The sequence below is a fragment of the Microbacterium aerolatum genome, assembly GCF_007988825.1.
GTDB classification, from domain to species: domain Bacteria; phylum Actinomycetota; class Actinomycetes; order Actinomycetales; family Microbacteriaceae; genus Microbacterium; species Microbacterium aerolatum.
The window spans coordinates 287,345-305,951 of the sequence record NZ_BJUW01000001.1 but is presented as its reverse complement, the minus strand read 5'-3'; the positions used below and the strand labels follow the sequence as shown (position 1 = coordinate 305,951).

General features: G+C 69.0%; 18 protein-coding genes. 3 read left to right on the top strand and 15 right to left on the bottom strand.

From position 1 onward, the window contains the following. Window positions 1-31 precede the first annotated feature (31 nt). From MAE01_RS01425 to MAE01_RS01415, 3 genes are read right to left on the bottom strand one after another with little or no spacing between them, the layout of a single operon-like run. Window positions 32-400: a hypothetical protein gene (locus MAE01_RS01425; protein WP_147037765.1), complete on the bottom strand. Its 369-nt coding sequence runs from the start codon at window positions 398-400 to the stop codon at window positions 32-34. Continuing rightward, window positions 397-1,290: a tRNA pseudouridine(55) synthase TruB gene (gene truB, locus MAE01_RS01420; protein WP_147037764.1), complete on the bottom strand. Its 894-nt coding sequence runs from the start codon at window positions 1,288-1,290 to the stop codon at window positions 397-399. The genes MAE01_RS01425 and truB overlap by 4 nt, the downstream gene beginning before the upstream one ends. Window positions 1,291-1,325: 35 nt before the next feature. Beyond that, window positions 1,326-1,694, bottom strand: a complete 369-nt coding sequence (locus MAE01_RS01415; RefSeq protein WP_147037763.1) for a hypothetical protein — start codon at window positions 1,692-1,694, stop codon at window positions 1,326-1,328. A 323-nt stretch (window positions 1,695-2,017) separates the two neighbouring features. Here MAE01_RS01415 and MAE01_RS01410 point away from each other — a divergent pair, with 323 nt between their 5' ends. Beyond that, on the top strand, window positions 2,018-2,917 hold the full coding sequence (locus MAE01_RS01410) for an iron-sulfur binding domain-containing protein (RefSeq protein ID WP_229718206.1): 900 nt from the start codon (window positions 2,018-2,020) through the stop codon (window positions 2,915-2,917). An 8-nt stretch (window positions 2,918-2,925) separates the two neighbouring features. Here MAE01_RS01410 and MAE01_RS01405 read toward each other — a convergent pair whose 3' ends face one another. From MAE01_RS01405 to MAE01_RS01370, 8 genes are all read right to left on the bottom strand, one after another. After that, window positions 2,926-5,133 carry a helix-turn-helix transcriptional regulator gene (locus MAE01_RS01405; RefSeq protein WP_147037762.1) on the bottom strand — a complete coding sequence of 736 codons (2,208 nt, stop codon included), beginning with the start codon at window positions 5,131-5,133 and terminating at the stop codon, window positions 2,926-2,928. 85 nt (window positions 5,134-5,218) lie between these two features. Further along, the gene (gene rbfA, locus MAE01_RS01400; protein WP_147037761.1) at window positions 5,219-5,653 is read right to left on the bottom strand and encodes a 30S ribosome-binding factor RbfA; all 435 of its coding nucleotides are present in this window, start codon (window positions 5,651-5,653) and stop codon (window positions 5,219-5,221) included. 59 nt (window positions 5,654-5,712) lie between these two features. Further along, window positions 5,713-8,424, bottom strand: coding sequence for a translation initiation factor IF-2 (gene infB, locus MAE01_RS01395; protein ID WP_147037760.1), 2,712 nt, complete (start codon window positions 8,422-8,424; stop codon window positions 5,713-5,715). Between the two features lie 94 nt (window positions 8,425-8,518). Beyond that, entirely contained in the window at window positions 8,519-8,725 is a 207-nt protein-coding gene (locus MAE01_RS01390) for a DUF448 domain-containing protein (protein WP_229718304.1), read from the bottom strand. A 107-nt stretch (window positions 8,726-8,832) separates the two neighbouring features. After that, complete coding sequence (gene nusA / locus MAE01_RS01385) at window positions 8,833-9,816, bottom strand: transcription termination factor NusA (protein WP_147037758.1); 984 nt, start codon at window positions 9,814-9,816, stop codon at window positions 8,833-8,835. 83 nt (window positions 9,817-9,899) lie between these two features. Next, window positions 9,900-10,931 carry an LOG family protein gene (locus MAE01_RS01380; protein WP_147037757.1) on the bottom strand — a complete coding sequence of 344 codons (1,032 nt, stop codon included), beginning with the start codon at window positions 10,929-10,931 and terminating at the stop codon, window positions 9,900-9,902. 2 nt (window positions 10,932-10,933) lie between these two features. Further along, complete coding sequence (locus MAE01_RS01375) at window positions 10,934-12,688, bottom strand: proline--tRNA ligase (RefSeq protein ID WP_147037756.1); 1,755 nt, start codon at window positions 12,686-12,688, stop codon at window positions 10,934-10,936. A gap of 18 nt (window positions 12,689-12,706) precedes the next feature. Beyond that, complete coding sequence (locus tag MAE01_RS01370; protein WP_147037755.1) at window positions 12,707-13,477, bottom strand: isocitrate lyase/PEP mutase family protein; 771 nt, start codon at window positions 13,475-13,477, stop codon at window positions 12,707-12,709. A gap of 53 nt (window positions 13,478-13,530) precedes the next feature. Between MAE01_RS01370 and MAE01_RS01365 the strand changes: the two genes are divergently transcribed. Further along, window positions 13,531-14,955 (top strand): RNB domain-containing ribonuclease, encoded by a 1,425-nt coding sequence (locus tag MAE01_RS01365; protein WP_147037754.1) that lies wholly within the window; start codon window positions 13,531-13,533, stop codon window positions 14,953-14,955. A 1-nt stretch (window position 14,956) separates the two neighbouring features. On the opposite strand, the gene MAE01_RS01360 is transcribed toward MAE01_RS01365, so the two are convergent. After that, entirely contained in the window at window positions 14,957-15,403 is a 447-nt protein-coding gene (locus MAE01_RS01360) for a GNAT family N-acetyltransferase (protein ID WP_222591634.1), read from the bottom strand. Window positions 15,404-15,448: 45 nt separating this feature from the next. Then, complete coding sequence (locus MAE01_RS01355; RefSeq protein WP_186806091.1) at window positions 15,449-16,348, bottom strand: aminoglycoside phosphotransferase family protein; 900 nt, start codon at window positions 16,346-16,348, stop codon at window positions 15,449-15,451. Between MAE01_RS01355 and MAE01_RS01350 the strand changes: the two genes are divergently transcribed. Next, window positions 16,326-16,562: an HAD-IA family hydrolase gene (locus MAE01_RS01350; RefSeq protein WP_307723732.1), complete on the top strand. Its 237-nt coding sequence runs from the start codon at window positions 16,326-16,328 to the stop codon at window positions 16,560-16,562. The genes MAE01_RS01355 and MAE01_RS01350 overlap by 23 nt on opposite strands. A 24-nt stretch (window positions 16,563-16,586) precedes the next feature. On the opposite strand, the gene MAE01_RS01345 is transcribed toward MAE01_RS01350, so the two are convergent. Together MAE01_RS01345 and ispG are read right to left on the bottom strand one after the other, a co-directional pair. Further along, entirely contained in the window at window positions 16,587-17,453 is an 867-nt protein-coding gene (locus tag MAE01_RS01345) for an alanyl-tRNA editing protein (protein WP_229718303.1), read from the bottom strand. Then, window positions 17,453-18,604, bottom strand: coding sequence for a flavodoxin-dependent (E)-4-hydroxy-3-methylbut-2-enyl-diphosphate synthase (ispG, locus tag MAE01_RS01340; protein WP_186806084.1), 1,152 nt, complete (start codon window positions 18,602-18,604; stop codon window positions 17,453-17,455). Before ispG ends, MAE01_RS01345 begins: the two co-directional genes overlap by 1 nt. Between the last annotated feature and the right edge of the window lie 3 nt (window positions 18,605-18,607).

Below are 18,607 nucleotides of genomic sequence, written 5' to 3'. Positions count from 1 at the left end.
AATCGCGCCCGTTGCCGCTGGATGCCGTGCGCTATGCGACCTGAATGGTCCAGATGACTTCCATGCGCCACAGCATGATGGCGACCGCGAACGCCAGAAGACCGAGGATGACCGTGCTCCACCGGCTGCGCTCCAGCAGAGCCCAGGTGACGCCGCCGATCGGCAGCAGCGCAGCCGAGACCAGATAGACCCAGAACTCGAGCAGATCGCCGGTGGGCGGGTTGCCCGCGAGCGGGGCGATGATCGCGATGACCACCTGCACGATGAGCAGCAGCTCGACGAGGGCCAGCGCGCCCACCGTGTAGTCGCTCGGGCGCCTGCCCATGAGCCCTGCGATGACGCAGAACAGGCCGACGGCGACCGCGACGACGATCTGGATGCTCGTGAACCACAGGATCATCGGGACTCCTCGGGCATGTTCATGGCGCTCTTCAGATCGCGACCGCGCTTCTCGATGATCCCCACCAGGGCGCCGTTCTGGTCGATCGCCGCTGCGATACTGCCGTCCAGGCGTGCTGCCTGCTCGATGAGCCGCTTGCCGTGGCGCAGGTCGCGCGCATCGTCCGCGGAGACGTCGAGCCGCTGCAGCACCTTCGAGGCGGCATCGCCGGGCGTGAGTGTCGGTGCGCCGTCGAGGGCGTCGATGCCGACGGCATCCGCAACGTCGAACGGGCCGACCTTGGTGCGGCGCAGCGCCGTCAGGTGTCCCCCGACTCCGAGGCTCTCCCCCAGGTCGCGAGCGAGCGCGCGGATGTAGGTGCCGGAGGAGCAGTCGACCACGACGTCGAGGTCGATCAGCCCCTGCTCGCGCCGCTCGGCGACCACGTCGAAGCGGGACACGGTGACGGCTCTGGCCTTCAGCTCGATCTCTTCTCCGGCCCGCACCCTGTCGTAGGCGCGTCGGCCGTCGACCTTGATCGCGGAGACCGAGCTCGGCACCTGCGAGATGTCGCCGGTGAGCGCGGTCACGCCCTCGGCGAGCTGCGCCGACGTGACGGCATCCACGAGGGCGGCGGCCGCTCGGGCCGTCGTCTCTCCCTCGGCATCGTCGGTCGTGGTCGCCTCTCCGAGCCGGATCGTGGCGCGGTAGGTCTTGTCGGCGCCGACGATGTAGGTGAGCAGGCGCGTGGCGCCCTCGATGCCGATCACCAGCAGCCCGGTGGCCATCGGGTCGAGCGTTCCGGCGTGCCCGACCTTGCGGGTTCCGAACGCGAGACGCGTGCGGGCGACGACGTCGTGACTGGTCAGCCCACCGGGCTTGTCCACGAGGAGGATGCCGGGTGCGACCATTCCTCCAGCCTACCGACGCGCGAGGCGCCCCTGCGTCAGCCGCACATCTCGTAGGGCGGCTCATCGAGCGTCGTGACCGTGACGGCGTTGGCCTGATCTCCGGTGTAGTACTCGAAGAAGATCGTCGTGCCGTCCCCGGGGACGCTCAGCCACGTGCCGTCGCCGATCGGCGCCTCGCCCTCGGCGGCATCCGGGTACTGTGCACGCACCTCGTCCCTGGTGGATCCGATGCCGAGGCCCTCCGTCGTCCGCGGCCCGACACCCGGTGTGACGGGATCTGCGGCGGAGGCGGATGCCAGCACGATCGGCGCATCGTCGGACTCCGTGCCGCGCACGAAGTTCATGCTGTAGCTCTGATCCTCTGCGTTCCACCAGGCCGTCCAGGAGCAGTTGTCGTCGTTCATCCAGGACTCCGGGAGTTCGGACAGGGTTGCGGTGAAATCCCCGCCTGCCTCGATCGGGCCGATACCTGTTTCTGTCACAGTCCAGGTCGACGGATCTTCCAGGTCGACAGGCGGCTCCGACGTAGGCGAAGGTGCGCTCGATGTAGGCGATGGTACGGGTTCCGTGGTCGTCGCCTCGGGTACCGGGCTCGCCGTCGCACATCCGGCTAACATCAGCGCCCCGAAAGCTGCGGCCATCATGAAGGCGGTTCGTCTGCGAGACATCTCTGACTCCTCTGCTCTCCGCGGCGCCCGGTGCCGGACGCTCCGCATAGGCTAACGAGGTGCCCGACCGTTCGACACCCCCATCGCGTCTGAGCTCAGAGCTGTCGAACTGGTACCGCGCGAACGCCCGCGATCTGCCGTGGCGGCGCAGGCAGTTCCACGACGAGTACGGCGCGTGGGGCACCCTGGTGAGCGAGTTCATGCTGCAGCAGACGCCGGTGAGCCGCGTCATCCCGCATCTCGAAGCGTGGCTGAGGCGCTGGCCGACGCCGGCGTCGATGTCACGTGCGACCCCGGCGGAGGTCGTTCAGCAGTGGGCGAATCTGGGATACCCCCGACGCGCGCTCTGGCTGCACAGGGCGGCCATCGAGATCACCGACCGTCACCGCGGTGAAGTACCGCGCGACGTCGACGCGCTGCTGGCTCTGTCGGGAATCGGGGACTACACGGCGCGCGCCGTCGCCGCGTTCGCCTACGGCGACCGGCACCCTGTCGTCGACACGAATACTCGGCGCGTTCTCGCTCGCGTGCTCGACGGCAGGTCGCAGCCGGGCCCGGCTTCGCGACGTGATCTGGTGACCATGGCGGCCCTGCTCCCCCAGGCGGATGCCGACTCCGCTGTGTTCAACGCCGCAGCGATGGAGCTCGGCGCCGTCGTGTGCACCGCGCGATCCCCGCGCTGCGAACGCTGCCCGGTCGTCGACGTCTGCGCCTGGGTCGCGGCCGGGCGCCCCGATACCGGCGATGAGCGACGGCGGCAGGCCCGCTATGAGGGCTCGGACCGTCAGGCGCGCGGCGCCGTGCTCAAGGTGCTGCGGGATGCCGCCGGCGGCGATGTGCCTGCGGACGCGGTGATCCCCGACTGGCCGGATGCCGGACAGCGCGACCGTGCGATCGACTCGCTGATCGCCGATGGCCTCGTCGAGGCCGCAGAAGGGTGCCTGCGCCTCCCCCGATGACGGTGGGATCAGAAGACCCGGCCGGTACGATGCGCCAGCACGGCCAGCTCGACGCGGTTTCGGACGCCGAGCTTGTCGAAGAGACGGCCGACGTGCACCTCGACGGTGCGCACCGAGACATCGAGTGCGGTCGCGATCTCACGGTTCTCGCCACCCGATGCCACCCGCATCGCCACTTCGATCTCTCGCTCGGTGAGCAGCGTCTCCCAGGCGACGCGGCTGGCCGCGAGCGGATCGGCGTCGCGGATGACCGCGATCGGCTCGGTCACGGGGTCGCTCTGCGCGGACAGCGCGATCGTCAGCCTGGCCAGCCGCGCCTCGACGGCGTCCTTCCAGGCGAGCGCTCCGGCGTCCTCGAACAGACGGGATGCCGCGCGCAGATGACGCCGCCCCGCCGACGCGTCTCCGCGCGACAGGCAGGTCGACCCCAGCAGCGCCTCCACGCGTGCGCGATCGAACGGAGAGGTCAAGCGCCGGCCGGTCTCGGCGATCTCATCGTGCTCACGTCGCCACGACGATTCGGGGAGCGTGCGGATGCGATGCAGGAGCAACCTGGCCCGGGTGGTCTCTGGCGGCTCGACGCGCGGTCGGCGCGCAACCGGCCCGACCTCGTCGAGTCCCGGAATACCCAGCGCGGGTTCCGGGGCGCCCCGGTCGTGCCACAGCGTCACGTCGATCGCGGCCTGTTCCGCCGCGCCGCCGAGATAGGCGCTGAGGCCGCTGTCCACGAGCCGATCGAGCCGGATGCCGCCGGGGAGCGTCGCGGCGAGCGATCGTGCCAGCGGGCCGGGTGTGCCATGGACGGCAATGTCGAGGCGCTGGACGAGGACGACACCGAGACCGGCGAACGGGATGCCGACGGGCAGTCGGACGGATGCCGTACCGAGCAGTTCGCGTGCAGCCTCGACGTCTCCGCGCCAGAATCGCAGGAGCGCTTCGACGACGGCCAGATAGGCGTCGGCCAGCGGGCTGCGCTCGAAGCCGGGGATCAGCGGATCGGTCTCGCCGGTGGGCCGTGCGTGCGCCAGGGCGAGGATGCGGAGCCCCTCGTCGATGTCACCGCGCACTGCCGCGTGCAGCGCGCGGACCATGGTTCCGGAGAACGGTCCGCCGGAGGAGGGCTCCACAGCCTCGGCCTCGCCGGTCAGCATCCAACACAGCGCGACGGCGGCATCGCGCACCGCGCCGTCCGCTCCTGCGCGTGCGTCCGCCTCGCGGAGCGCGGCCAGCCATGCGCGCATCTCGTGAGGCGCACCCCGCTCCGCACAGGCGACGGCGGCGAGGCTCGCGGTGCGTGCCCAGTCGCGCCACCTTCCGGGATCCGCGGCGCGCGGGCGGTGCTCGGCCGGGTCGATCATCGCGATCATCCCGTGCGTGTTCGTCTCGGCGACGACCGCGATGCCGAGCGCCTTCGCGTGGAGGGCGTGGTCGGCATCCGAGAGAGGACCCAGGCGTTCGGCGGCGTCCTCGAAGCACCCTGCACTCATCGCTGCGGCTCCCGCGACCGCTCGCGCCCACTCGCACGACGCGCCGTCGGCGTGCTCGGCGGCTTCCGTTGCGACGACGAACGCGTGATCCGCGTGACCGGCTTCGGACAGCGCCAGCGCCATCTCGATCAGCGGCGCAGCGACGTCGGGGATGCGCTGCAGCGCTCCGCTGGCGCGATGCCACAGGGCCGCGTCCTCGTCGCCGAGATCGCGGTGTGTTCGCTCGAGCAACTCGTGCGCGTGCGCGATCTCCAGGGCTGACGTGGTGTGCTGCAGCCAGATCGTCGCTCGACGATCGCAGAGCGTGAAGCGCCCGTGCGATACGGCGAGCAGTCCGTTCAGCCGACCGGCGAGAAGCTCGTCGGGTGCCCGGCCGGTCGCGCGCAGCAGCACCTCGACGTTGTCGGTGACGCTGAGCCCCGCCACGAGCAGCGTGAGTCTGTCGTCCGGGTCGAGCAGGAGCCCGTCGAAGCACGCCGAGATCGACGGCACGAGCGGCAGCAGCCGAGGCAGCATCCGCTGACCTGCGCGCTGCGCGGAGCTCAGCGCGCCGCAGGTCTCGCGCACCGTGACCGCATCGCCTTCAAGACGGCGCAGCAGCGAGCCGATCACGTGCGGTGCGGCGTTCAGGTCGCTCGCGAGAAGTTCGGCCGCGATCTCGGCGACGAGTTCGCCCTCCAGGGCAGGACGCGACGCGGTGAGCGGGTCCTGCCGCCAAGCGCTCGTCACAAGCCGTATCCCCCCGAATACCGCGGTCGTGGACCGCCGGCACGCCGACGGTGCCGCTCAGGGTATCAAGGCGGGCGCCCTGCGGCTACTGCTCCTCGTCCTCCGAGGCCTCGGTGCGATACGGGTCGGCGTCGCCCGCGTGCTTCGCGGACGATGCGAGCTTCGCCACCTCGGCGTCGCGCTCCTGAGCCTGGCGCAGCAGTGCGGTGATGTTGTCGGCGTTCTCGGGGAGTGCATCGGGGATGAACTCCAGAGTCGGCACGAGGCGGGTGCTGAGCTGGCGCCCCACCTCACTGCGAAGCATGCCGGTCGCGGACGCGAGAGCGGCACCGCTCGCGATGCGCTCCTCCTCGGTTCCCAGCACGGTGTAGAAGGCGGAGGCGTGCTGCAGGTCGCCGGAGACCCGGACGTCGGTGATGGTGACGAACCCGAGACGCGGATCGCGCAGCCCCTTCTCCAGGCGCTCGGCCAGGATGACGCGGATGCGATCCGCCAGACGTGCCTGTCGTTCTCCAGCCATTTCCTTCTCCTCTGTGACGAATGAGGGGCGCCCGCAGGCGCCCCTCATGATCGATCGGATCAGCCGCGAGGCTTCTCGACCATCTCGGTGGTCTCGATCTCGTCGCCGACCTGGATGTCGTTGTACTTGCCGAGGCCGATACCGGCCTCGTAGTCGGTGCGAACCTCGGTGACGTCATCCTTGAAGCGGCGCAGCGACTCAATGGCGAGGCCATCGGCGAGCACGACGCCGTCACGGATGATGCGAGCCTTGGCGTTGCGTGTGATCGTGCCGGAGCGGACGATGACACCCGCGATGTTGCCGAACTTCGAGGAGCGGAACACCTCGCGGATCTCGGCGACACCCGACTGGACCTCTTCGAACTCCGGCTTGAGCATGCCCTTGAGCGAGCTCTCGATCTCGTCGATCGCGGAGTAGATGACCGAGTAGAACCGGACGTCCACGCCCTCACGGGCAGCGGCCTCGCGGGCCTTCGGGTCGGGGCGGACGTTGAAGCCCACGATGATCGCGTTGTCGATCGTCGCCAGGTTCACGTCCGACTCGGTGACAGCACCCACACCGCGGTGGATGATGCGCAGCTGAACCGAATCGTCGACCTCGATCTTGAGCAGCGACTCCTCCAGCGCCTCGACGGCACCGGAGACGTCACCCTTGATGATGAGGTTGAGCGTCTCGACCTTGCCCTCTTCGAGCGCACGGGTGAAGTCCTCGAGCGAGATGCGCTTGCGCGCCTTGGCGAGCAGAGCGTTGCGCTGGACGGCTTCACGCTTCTCAGCGATCTGACGAGCCATGCGGTCCTCTTCGGTGACGATGAAGACATCGCCGGCACGGGGCACGGAGTTCAGACCCTGAACCTGCACCGGACGCGACGGGGCGGCGAATTCAACAGAATCGCCGTTCTCGTCGAGCATGGCGCGGACGCGGCCGAAGGCAGTGCCTGCCACGATCGAGTCGCCGACGCGCAGCGTTCCGGACTGGATGAGCACCGTGGCGACCGAACCGCGTCCCTTGTCGAGCTTCGCCTCGATGGCGACACCGCGAGCGGACTTGTTCGGGTTCGCGGTCAGGTCGAGTCCTGCATCGGCCACGAGCAGCACCGCGTCCAGAAGCTCCTGGATTCCGGTGCCCTGGCGGGCCGACACGTCGACGAACATGACGTCTCCGCCGTATTCCTCGGCGACCAGTCCGTACTCGGTGAGCTGCTGGCGCACCTTGGCCGGGTTGGCCTCCGGCTTGTCGACCTTGTTGACCGCGACCACGATCGGCACGTTCGCCGCCTGGGCGTGGTTCAGAGCCTCGACCGTCTGCGGCATGATGCCGTCATCTGCGGCGACCACGAGGATCGCGAGGTCGGTGACCTGTGCACCACGGGCACGCATGGCGGTGAACGCCTCGTGACCCGGGGTGTCGATGAACGTGATGGCGCGCTCGATCTCTTCGTGCTCGGTCCAGACCTGGTAGGCACCGATGTGCTGGGTGATGCCTCCGGCCTCACCCTCGATGACGTTGGTCTGACGGATCGCGTCGAGAAGACGGGTCTTACCGTGATCGACGTGACCCATGACGGTGACCACAGGAGGACGGATCTCGAGGTCGTCCTCGCTCTCCGCCTCCAGCTCCTTCTCGAGGTCGAGACCGAAGCCCTCGAGGAGCTCCTTGTCCTCGTCCTCGGGCGAGACCATCTGGATCTTGTAACCGAGCTCCTCGCCGAGGACCTCGAAGGTCGCCTCGTCCAGCGACTCGGTGGCCGTGGCCATCTCGCCGAGGTTGAAGAGGATCGTGACGAGGGTTCCGGGCTGAACCGTGTAGCCCGTCAGGGTCTCGATCTTGTCAGCGAAGTCCGCGATCGATGCGCCGCGGCGCATGCGGATGGTCTCCCCGTTGCCGCGGGTGACGTTGACGCCACCGACGACCGGGGCATCCCGCATCTCGAATTCCTGCCGCTTCGCCCTACGCGACTTGCGCTGCTTGGACTTGCCGCCTCCCTTTCCGAAGGCACCTGCAGTACCGCCACCGGGTCCGCGACCGCGGCCACCGCCGCCACCAGGGCGACCGGCGAAGCCGCCGCCCGGACGTGCGCCGGGGCCACCGGGGCCACCGCCGCCGGGACGACCGGGGCCACCGGAGCGCTGCTGGAACGGTGCACCGGGACGACCGCCCTGACCGCCGCGAGGGGCGCCGGGACGGGGCGAGCCGGGACGAGGTGCACCCGGACGGGGTGCGCCGGGGCGCGGTGCCTGCGGACGCGGGATGTTGCCCGGCGTCGGGCGCTGGCCCATGCCCTGCGCGGAAGCGAAGGGGTTGTTGCCGGGGCGGGGGCCTGCGGGACGCTGGCCCATGCCCTGCGCGGACGAGAACGGGTTGTTGCCGGGACGCGGTGCGCCGGGCTTCGGTGCTCCCTTGTCCGCCGAAGGGGCCTCTGCGCTCGGCGCAGGTGCGGCGGGGGCCGCCGGCGCCTCAGGCGCTGCGGGCGCCTCGGCGGCCGGCTTCTCCTCGGGGGCAGGCTTCGGGCCCGGCTTGGGGCCGGGAGTCGGTGCCTTGGGGCCGGGCTTGGCTGCGGCCGGCTTCGCGGCGGCAGGCTTCTCCTCGGTCTTAGGCTTGATAGCGCCGTCCGCCTCGATGGCGGCACGGAGCTTGCGAGCCACCGGCGGCTCGATCGTCGACGACGGGCTCTTGACGAACTCGCCGAGCTCCTTCAGCTTCGCAAGTGCGATCTTGCTGTCGACGCCGAGTTCAGCGGCGATCTCATGTACGCGTGGTTTGGCAGCCACAATTCTCCTGTCTGGGTCGGTCTGCCCAGACAGGGCAGACCACTAGTCGCGGACGGGTCTCATTTCGAGCCGTTCACTTTGTTTCCATAGCCGTTCAGCCTTTGTTCTTCGGAAAATGCTGTTCGATGGTCTGCATGTCTTCGCCCTCGGGAAACCCGATCGACTGCGACACACGTAATGCTCGTGCGAAGGCCCGGCGCCGGATGGCGTTCTCCAGGCATTCCCGCGTCGGATGCACCCACGCGCCCCTCCCCGGCATCACGGCGCGCTCATCGAAGATGAGGACATCATGGTTTGCCACCACTCTGAGAAGAGCGGATCGGGAAGCACGCATGCGACAGCCGACGCATGTTCGTACTGCATCCATCCTACACCGCGCCGCTGGGTGACAACTCCGCGACCCGGCCGTCAGTCCAGGATGCTGTCGGGCTGGATGTCGATCTTCGCCCCCGTGAGCTTGGCGGCGAGGCGGGCGTTCTGGCCCTCCTTGCCGATCGCGAGGGAGAGCTGGTAGTCCGGCACGAGGGCGCGGACAGCCTTGGTGCCGGCATCCAGCACGAATGCGCTGGTGACCTTTGCGGGCGAGAGCGCGTGCGAGACGAAGGTCGCGAGGTCGGCGTCGTGGTCGACGATGTCGATCTTCTCACCGGCGAGCTCCTCGGTGACTGCGCGCACGCGACGCCCCAGTTCACCGATGCATGCACCCTTGGCGTTGATCGACGGGTCGTTGGCCTTGACCGCGATCTTCGTGCGGTGTCCGGCCTCGCGGGCAAGCGACACGATCTCGACCAGTCCCGCGGCGATCTCGGGGACCTCGAGCGCGAACAGCTTGCGCACGAGCCCCGGGTGGGTGCGCGAGACGGTGATCTGCGGCCCCTTGAGGCCCTTAGCGACGCTGGTGACATAGACGCGCAGACGCGAGCCGTGCGTGTACTCCTCACCGGGGACCTGCTCCTCCGGAGGCAGGATCGCCTCGACGGTGCCGAGATCGACGTGGATCATCCGCGGGTTGGGGCCCTGCTGGACGACGCCGGCGACGATGTCGCCCTCCTTGCCGCGGAACTCGCCGAGCACAGCATCGTCGGCGATGTCACGCAGACGCTGGCTGATGACCTGCTTGGCCGCGAAGGCGGCGATGCGGCCGAAGTCGTCGGGCGTGGCATCCTCTTCGCCGATCACGGCGCCCTCGTCATCGGTGACGGGCTGGAGGACGGCGACGTGCCCCGTCTTGCGGTCGAGTTCGACGCGCACCCCCTGGGGCACCGCGCCATCCGCGGAGACGTGCTTGCCGTAGGCGGTCAGGATGGCCTGCTCGATGATCGCGACGAGTTCGTCGAAGGGGATCGCCTTCTCCTTCTCGATTCCGCGCAGCAGCCCGAGTTCAATGTCCATGACGGTCTCCGTATTCAGCTCTTCGCCGCGGCATCCTGCACGCGCGGCATCCGTACAACGATACCCGCTCCGCGGGACGACTGTCAGCGAGCGGAGCCGAGTTCGTTGATCGCGTCGATCAGGCGATACAGGCCGCCGACCTCGCGCTGGCCGAGTCGGAGCGCGAGCCGCGGCAGCTCGACGCGGTCCTTGTCGGCGAGTTCGACGGCGTGCGCATCCACGAGCTCGATGCGGCCCTCGGCGACGATCGAGGCGAACTCCTCGTTGAGGCGCTCGATCTCGGCGTCTGTCGGCCGGTGCTTCAGGCGCAGGATGAGGACATCGTCCACCCAGCGCAGCGAGTCGTAGTTGATCCAGAACCCGGTGATCTCGGCGACCGCCTCCTCGGCGGAGTCCGTCACGAGCACACGATCGAAGTCATCCGGCGAGATGACCCCGGCCGGGATCAGAGTGTCGACGACGAAGCGCTCCAGGCCGCGCCAGAAGGTGCCGCCTGGCTCGTCGAGCAGGACGATCGGCATGGGTTCGGCCTTGCCGGTCTGCTGCAGCGTGAGCAGCTCGAACATCTCATCGAGCGTGCCGAATCCGCCCGGCAGGCAGATGAAGCCGGTCGATTCCTTCACGAGCATGAGCTTGCGCGTGAAGAAGTACTTCATCTCGACGGAGTGCGTCTCGTCGGCGATGACAGCGCTGGGCTTCTCCTCGAAGGGCAGTCGGATCGACACCCCGAGCGCCATCTTCTCGCCCGCGCCCTCCGCCGCAGCCTGCATGATGCCGGGCCCCGCTCCGGTGACGACCATCCATCCACGCTCCGCCAGCACTTCGGCGACGGAACGAGCCTGGTCGTAGAGCGGGTCGTCCTGCCTGGTGCGAGCGGAGCCGAACACGGTCACCTTCGGCACCTCGGCGTACGGCTGGAACAGGCGGAACGCGTCCCGCATCTCAGCCAGCGCAGACGAGGCGATCTTGAGGTTCAGACGGTCGGTGCCATCCTCGCCGAGCTGGATGCCGGTGCGCAGGATCCTGCGGATCAGTGAGCGGTTCGCCACGATGCCGGCATCGGCGACCAGCTGCTCGATGTCAGTTGTCTGCTCGTCCCGCTCCGCCTCGGTCATGATCAGCGGGTCAGCTTCTCGATCGCCTCGGCCAGCGAGAGGCTGTCGCGCTCACCCGTCCGGCGGTTCCACAACTCGACCTGGCCGTCGGCGGCGCCGCGTCCGACCACGAGCACTCGCGGCACGCCGACGAGCTCGGCGTCGCCGAACTTCACGCCCGGCGAGACCTTGGGGCGGTCGTCGTAGAGCACGTCGAGCCCTGCGGCCTCGAGATCGGCCGATGCCTGCTCCGCGACGTCATAGGCGATCTGGTCGCGTCCTGCCGCGACGACGTGCACGTCGAAAGGCGAGACGGACGCCGGCCAGATGAGGCCCTTGTCGTCGTTGTTGAGCTCGGCGATGATCGCGAGGATGCGGGTGACACCGATGCCGTACGAGCCCATGGTCACGGTGACGAGCTTGCCGTTCTCGTCGAGCACCTTGAGCCCGAGCGCCTCTGCGTACTTGCGACCGAGCTGGAAGACGTGGCCGATCTCCATGCCGCGGGCGAGCGAGACGGGTCCGGAGCCGTCGGGAGCCGGGTCGCCGTCGCGGACATTGGCGATCTCGACGATGCCGTCGGCCTCGAAATCACGGCCGGCGACCACGGAGTACGCGTGCTTCTGGTCGAGGTTCGCTCCGGTGATCCAGCTGGTGCCCTCGGAGACGCGGGGGTCTACGAGGTAGCGGATGCCGGTGGCGGATTCCTCGCCGAGGACGGCGCCGGTGGGCGACCACGGGCCGATGTAGCCCTTGACCAGCAGCGGGTTGGCCTCGAAGTCCTCTGGTGTCGCGGTGGAGACCTCGGCGGGCGCGAAGGCCACCTCGGCGCGCTTGTCGTCGACCTCGCGGTCGCCGGGGATGCCGACGACGACGAGTTCGCGGGTGCCGTCGAGGTGGGTCAGCGCGAGCACGACGTTCTTCAGCGTGTCGGCGGCCGTTACGTCGCGGTCGAGCACGGCGTTCGAGTGCGCGACGAGCGTCTCGATGGTCGGCGTGTCCGGCGAGTCGAAGACGGTCGCCGCGGGGGCGTCGTCGTAGGGCAGAGCGTCGGGGATCGCGGTCGTGAAGGCCTCGACGTTGGCGGCGTAGCCGCCCTCGCTGCGCACGAACGTGTCCTCGCCGACCGGGGTCGGGTGCAGGAACTCCTCCGAGCGCGAACCGCCCATCGCCCCGGCATCCGCCTGCACGATCGCGTACTCGAGGCCCAGGCGCTGGAAGATGCGCTCGTAGGCGTCGCGCTGGGCCATGTAGCTGACATCGAGCCCTGCGTCGGATGCGTCGAACGAGTACGCGTCCTTCATCGTGAACTCACGGCCGCGGAGCAGGCCCGCGCGCGGTCGTGCCTCGTCGCGGTACTTGTCCTGGATCTGGAAGAGGGTCAGCGGCAGGTCCTTGTACGAGGAGTACAGGTCCTTCACGAGCAGCGTGAACGCCTCTTCGTGCGTCGGGGCGAGCAGGTAGTCGCCGCCCTTGCGGTCCTGCAGGCGGAACAGCAGGTCGCCGTACTCGTCCCAGCGGCCGGTCGCCTGATAGGCCTCGCGGGGCATCAGGGCCGGGAAGTGCACCTCCTGCGCACCGGCCGCGGCCATCTCCTCGCGGATGACGGTCTCGATCTTGGCCTTGACCTTGAGTCCCAGCGGCAGCCAGGCGAAGATGCCGGCGGCCTGCGGCCGGATGTACCCGGCGCGGATCAGCAGCCGGTGACTGGCTACCTCGGCACCTGCCGGGTCTTCGCGAAGCGTACGGAGGAAGAATTTCGAGAGACGTGTGACCACGCGTCAAGTCTAGGGACTCTAGTTGAGCCCGCGCGTCCCCTCGGGGATGACGCCGTCGGCGTACAGGCTCTTGGCGACATCCTGCAGTGCCGTGAGGGCGACGCGCTGCGTCATCGGGCCGTACGAGATGCGCGCAACGCCGAGCGCCTCGTACTCGGCTGCGGTGAGCGCGCCGGGGAGGCCGATGACGCTGATCTTCCCTCGTCCGATCCCCTCGACGAGCTGAGTCGTGACGTCGGCGTTCAGGATGCCGGGGACGAAGACGCAGGTGGCCCCCGCGTCGAGGAAGGCACGGCCGCGGTCGATGGCATCCTTGATGCTCTCCTCGATCGGGCGGTCGCCTGCGCGCACGAACGCGTCGGTGCGGGCGTTGAGGGCGAACGGCACGCCCTCGGCTTCACCGGCCTTGACGATCGCCTCGACGACGGCGACGGAATCCGCGAAGGGCTTGAGGCGGTCCTCGACGTTCGCGCCGACGATTCCGGCGCCGATCGCGAGGCGGGTGGTCTCCCCCGCGTCGTCGTATCCGTCGTCGAGGTCGGCGCTTACGGGGAGCTCAGTGGATGCCGCGATCCGCCCGACCATGTCGATCATGAGCTCGCGAGGGATCTGGCCGTCCGCATACCCGAAGGTGGCGGCGATGGAGTGGCCTGCGGTGGCGAGCGCGGTGGTCTCGGGAAGGGCCGCGATGGCCTTGGCTGAGACCACGTCCCAGACGTTGACGACCCGGAGGATCTCGGGAGCGTCGTGGAGCGAACGGAGAGTCTGTGCCTTCTCTGCAACGGTCATGGCTTCACGCTAAACCCTTCGCGGCCGTCCTGGGCCGGAATTAGTGTGGGGGCATGCCTCAGCGTCGATCACATGTCGCCCCGTCCGCCGCGCAGAGCGAGCTCGCCGAGGCTCTCGCCTCACTTCGGGTGTCGCTGGACGCGCCGGTGGAGTTCTCGCCGGAGGCGATCGCCGAGGCATCCGCCGTCACGCCGCCCGCGCCGGGGCTCGACCTGCGCGATGTGCCGTTCGCGACGCTGGATCCGCTGGGATCGAGGGACCTCGATCAGGCGTTCCACCTCGCCCGCAGCGGCGACGGCTTCGAGGTGCGCTACGCGATCGCCGACGTCCCCGCCTTCGTCGCCGCGGGCGGAGCGCTGGATGCCGCTGCACGGGAACGCGGCCAGACGCTCTATGCGGCGGACGGATCCATCCCGCTGCATCCGCGGGAACTGAGCGAGGGGCGCGCGTCGCTGCTGCCCGGCGAGGACCGCCCAGCACTGGTGTGGACTTTCGCGCTGTCCGCGGCGGGGGATGTGGAGGACTTCCGCCTCGAGCGGGCCCTGATCAGGTCGCGTGCGCAACTCGACTACGAGAGTGCACAGCGTGCGCTGGATGCCGGTGAGGAGTCGCCGGCGTCGCTGCTGCCGGTGATCGGGGAGCTGCGACTGGAGAAGGAGCGGGAGCGCGGAGGCGCGAGTCTGAACATGCCGGACGAGGAAGTCGTGCAGCGCGAGGACGGGACGTACGGGATCGTGCGGCGCACGCCGCTTCCGATCGAGGACTGGAACGCGCAGCTCTCCCTGATGACCGGCATGGCGGCGGCCTCGCTGATGCTGGAGGCCAAGGTGGGCGTGCTGCGGACGATGCCCGAGCCTGATGCCGCGGCCTTCGCGGCGTTCCGTCACCAGACCGAGGCACTCGGCCGGCCGTGGACCACCGGCGAGTACGGAGAGTATCTGCGCAGCCTGGATCGCGCGGACCCGCTGACGCTGCCCGTGCTGGAGGCTGCGGCATCCCTGTTCCGCGGGGCGGGGTACGTGACGTTCGACGGGACCGTGCCCGCCGATGTCGAGCAGGCGGCGATCGCGGCGCCGTACGCGCACGCCACCGCTCCCCTGCGTCGGCTCGTCGACAGGTGGGCGCTGGCGATCTGTCTGGGCGTCTCGGATGGCTCCGGCGCACCGGCGTGGGCACGCGATTCCCTCGCCGAGTTGCCGGATCTCATGCAGGCGTCGAACCAGCGCGCATCCCGGTTGAACGCGGACACGATCAACCGGGTGGAGGCCGCGCTCATGCGGCCGCTCGTCGGGTCGACCATCGAAGCGACGGTGATCGAGCTCCGCAACGGCGGCGAGCGCGCCGACGTTCAAGTATCCGATCCGGCCGTGACGGCATCCGCGCCGGTGCCGGCGGGCGTGAAGCCGGGCGAGACCGTGACGCTCCGCGTCGTCACAGCGGACATCGCGAAGGGCGAAGTGGAGTTCGCGCTGACCTGAGTCAGCTGCGACCGGATCGGTCGAGGAGCTTGCGCATGAGAAGTTCGTGTCCTGGTCCGTGGGGAAGCGGATCCCCGGTTTCGTCGACGTGCTCGAACCCGTTGCGCGCATAGGTCGCGATCGCCGTGGCGTTCTCCGGCATGACCGACAGCCATAGTTCGGGGGCTAGAGGGGCGGTCCACGCCTCTACCGCTCGGATGAGAGCATCGGCGACGCCCGCTCCACGAGCTTCCGGCGCGACCCACATCGAGATGAGCTCGATCCGCTCCCCCAGCATCCCGCCGGCCATCGCGACGGGCGTCCCGTCGAGAACGGCGATGAGGTTCAGGATGCGCGGGTTCTGGAACCTCTGACGCCAGCGCTCGTCTGGTGCTTCCTTCCAGTCTTCGTAGCGTGAGCCGAAGGCGGACGAGCGTCCTGCAGCGCGCGCAGGCGCAGCGTCCGCCACTGACGCCAGTCCGCCTCGGTGAGCGTCTTGATCACGAGCATCCGTTCACTCCGCACCGATCTCGTCGTCGTCGAGGATGCGGCGCAGGGTACTCCGACCGAGCGCACTCATCGGCGGATTGGAGTGCTGGTAGTACCAGACGAGTCCCATGGCCTGCTGGAACGCCCAGGCCGCACCTCGACGCCACTCCAGATCGTCCGGACCCAGCCCCTCCCGGAAGACGGCTCGGGCGTCGGCATCCAGAAGATGCCACCCGGCGACGAGATCCAGTGACGGGTCCGTCGGGCCGAAGCCTCCGCCGTCGAGGACTCCGGCCAGGCGGCCTTCGCGGATCAGGAGGTTGCCGGGGATGAGGTCGCCGTGGGTCATAGCCAACGCGCCCGCACCCGGGAGCAGCCGCATCCGCTCCCACAGGGCGCGGAGACGGTCGACCGGGAGCAGATCGGTGCTCTGCCTGAAGCAGGTCGCCATCCACTCGTCGGAGTCCTTGAGGTCGCCACCGCGGCCGATGCCGCCAAAGGCTCTCCCCCTGGTGTCGACGTCCCGCAGCGCTTCGACGAGCTTCACGAGATCGCCGGCGAACTCAGCGGAGTGCGACACGGAAGTGGGCGTCGCGACCGTACCGGGGATCCAGGTCTGGATCGACCACGGGAGCGGGTGGCCCATGTCCGGTGCGCCGAGGGCGACGGGCCGCGGAGCCGGGACCGGGCACGCGTCGGCGAGCTCGGCGAGCGCGACGGCCTCTCGTCGGAGCGTCTCGGCGATCGGGCCCGCCTCGCCCGTGAGCGGAAAGCGCGCCGTGTAGTCCTCACCCATGCGGAAGATAGCGTTGACCGTGCCTGCGCCGGGGACGGGACGGATCGCAAGAGAGCGCCACTCGGGGAACTGATCGTCGACCAGCCGGCGTACGGTCTGCTCGTCGATCTCCAGCTCATCGTCGTGCATCTTCACGCACACGACGCTATCGGCATCAGCGAAGCAGGATGCCGGCGCATACCGGATGGCTCTCGAGCGGATGGGCGCATCGGCCGAGGACGTGCTCTTCATCGACGACAACGAAGCGCCGGCTCGGGGCGCGGAGAGTTGTGGCATCCACGCAGTACTGCATCGCGACAACGCGACGACGATCGCGGCGATCGAGCGCTTCCTGGCGAGCTGACGTCGCGGGCCTCCCGTCACCTGCTCAGGCTGCCGGCACCGCCGTGGTCGTCATCACCAGAGTCTGCGGATCACTCATCTCCAGCACGACCGAGATCGACGCGAACGCGCTCAGCGAGCTCACGTGCGTGCCGCCGCACGGCATCACGGCATCCCCCTCGGGAAGCTCGCAGCGCCAGCGCCGCCGGTCGATGATCGTCGGACCGTCCGTCTCGATGCCGCTCGCAGCTTCCGAGGCCACCCAGCTCACCAACTGCGCGTTGATGCGCGCCTCGCGTTCCGGCAGCGTCGTCGCGAACGTCTCCGTGTCGAAGCCGGCCTTGCGCAGACTCTTCCCGAGTCGGTACTCGTCGACGCTTCCACCCTCGTGGATACGGCTCGTCTGATTCGCCCGCCCCTCGAAGTCCGGGTTCCCGAGGGCGTCGATGCCGGGATCTTTTCGCCACAGGTCGGCGACGGCGAGATCGAGCGCCAGCGACGCCAGGTGACAAGCCGTGTGACCGCGGCTGAGACCGTCGCGACGCTCCTCATCGACCTCGAGCGTGACGGCCGCGCCGGAATCGAGCCACGCTGGCGGCTCCGTGACGTCGAGCCGGTGCCCGACGTGCCACGTCCATCCCTCGGCACCTCGCTTGACCGGGATGTCCGCCCCGACGGCGAACGAACCGTCGTCGCTGACGGCGACCATGACCGCCTCGACGACCCTGGCGGACTCATCACCGGCCCGGATCAGGCCAGCATCCCCCGGCTGATCCGGCCAGGTGTGGTCGACGGGGTGGAACGGCGTCTGCTCGACCACGACGACAGCACCCTCCGGGCGCGCGTGCGCTGCCGAAACGGTGCTCTCCGCGCGGACTTCCTCAGCTGCGAACGTGACGACGGTCGCCGACATCACGCGGTGATGACCTGCGCCGTGCCGGTCGCGGCGTCCGGCCCCATCTCGTCGGCGATGCGGTTCGCCTCTTCAATGAGCGTCTGGACGATGTCGGCCTCCGGCACGGTCTTGATGACCTCGCCCTTGACGAAGATCTGGCCCTTGCCGTTTCCGGATGCCACGCCGAGGTCGGCGTCACGCGCCTCACCGGGACCGTTGACGACGCAGCCCATCACGGCCACGCGCAGCGGGACGGTCATGTCCTTCAGGCCCTCCGTCACGGAGTCGGCAAGCGTGTACACGTCGACCTGGGCGCGACCGCACGACGGGCACGACACGATCTCGAGCTTGCGCTCGCGCAGGTTCAGCGACTGCAGGATCTGGTGACCGACCTTGACCTCCTCGGCCGGCGGCGCCGACAGCGAGACGCGGATGGTGTCGCCGATGCCCTCCGACAGCAGAATGCCGAAGGCCGTGGCCGACTTGATCGTCCCCTGGAACGCCGGGCCCGCCTCGGTGACGCCGAGGTGCAGCGGCCAGTCACCCCGCTCGGCGAGTTGGCGATACGCCTTGACCATCACGATCGGGTCGTTGTGCTTGACCGAGATCTTGAAGTCGTGGAAGTCGTGCTCCTCGAACAGGGAGGCCTCCCACACGGCACTCTCGACGAGCGCCTCGGCGGTCGCCTTGCCGTACTTCGCAAGGATCCGCTTGTCGAGAGAACCGGCGTTCACGCCGATCCGGAGCGAGACGCCGGCAGCCTTCGCCGCCTCGGCGATCTTGCCGACGTTGCCGTCGAACTCGCGGATGTTCCCCGGGTTGACGCGGACCGCGCCGCAGCCGGCATCGATCGCGGTGTAGATGTAGCGGGGCTGGAAGTGGATATCGGCGATCACCGGGATCTGGCTCTTCATCGCGATGATCTTCAATGCGTCGGCGTCGTCCTGGTGCGGCACGGCCACGCGCACGATCTCGCAGCCCGAGGCGGTGAGTTCGGCGATCTGCTGAAGCGTCCCGTTGATGTCGGTCGTCTTGGTCGTCGTCATCGACTGCACGCTGACGGGAGCATTGCCACCCACCAGCACCTTGCCGACGCTGATCTGACGGGACTTGCGACGCGGGCTCAGGACTTCGGGGACGCTCGGCATCCCAAGATTGACTGCAGGCACGCT

Coding starts and splice junctions, on each gene's coding strand:
- MAE01_RS01380 (WP_147037757.1), bottom strand. CDS start 10,931: ATGACCGAGGCGGAGCGGGACGAGCAGACAACTGACATCGAGCAGCTG.
- MAE01_RS01415 (WP_147037763.1), bottom strand. CDS start 1,694: ATGAACGACGACAACTGCTCCTGGACGGCCTGGTGGAACGCAGAGGAT.
- MAE01_RS01365 (WP_147037754.1), top strand. CDS start 13,531: ATGCCTCAGCGTCGATCACATGTCGCCCCGTCCGCCGCGCAGAGCGAG.
- MAE01_RS01425 (WP_147037765.1), bottom strand. CDS start 400: ATGATCCTGTGGTTCACGAGCATCCAGATCGTCGTCGCGGTCGCCGTC.
- truB (WP_147037764.1), bottom strand. CDS start 1,290: ATGGTCGCACCCGGCATCCTCCTCGTGGACAAGCCCGGTGGGCTGACC.
- MAE01_RS01345 (WP_229718303.1), bottom strand. CDS start 17,453: ATGTCGGCGACCGTCGTCACGTTCGCAGCTGAGGAAGTCCGCGCGGAG.
- nusA (WP_147037758.1), bottom strand. CDS start 9,816: ATGGACATTGAACTCGGGCTGCTGCGCGGAATCGAGAAGGAGAAGGCG.
- MAE01_RS01370 (WP_147037755.1), bottom strand. CDS start 13,477: ATGACCGTTGCAGAGAAGGCACAGACTCTCCGTTCGCTCCACGACGCT.
- MAE01_RS01355 (WP_186806091.1), bottom strand. CDS start 16,348: ATGCACGACGATGAGCTGGAGATCGACGAGCAGACCGTACGCCGGCTG.
- rbfA (WP_147037761.1), bottom strand. CDS start 5,653: ATGGCTGGAGAACGACAGGCACGTCTGGCGGATCGCATCCGCGTCATC.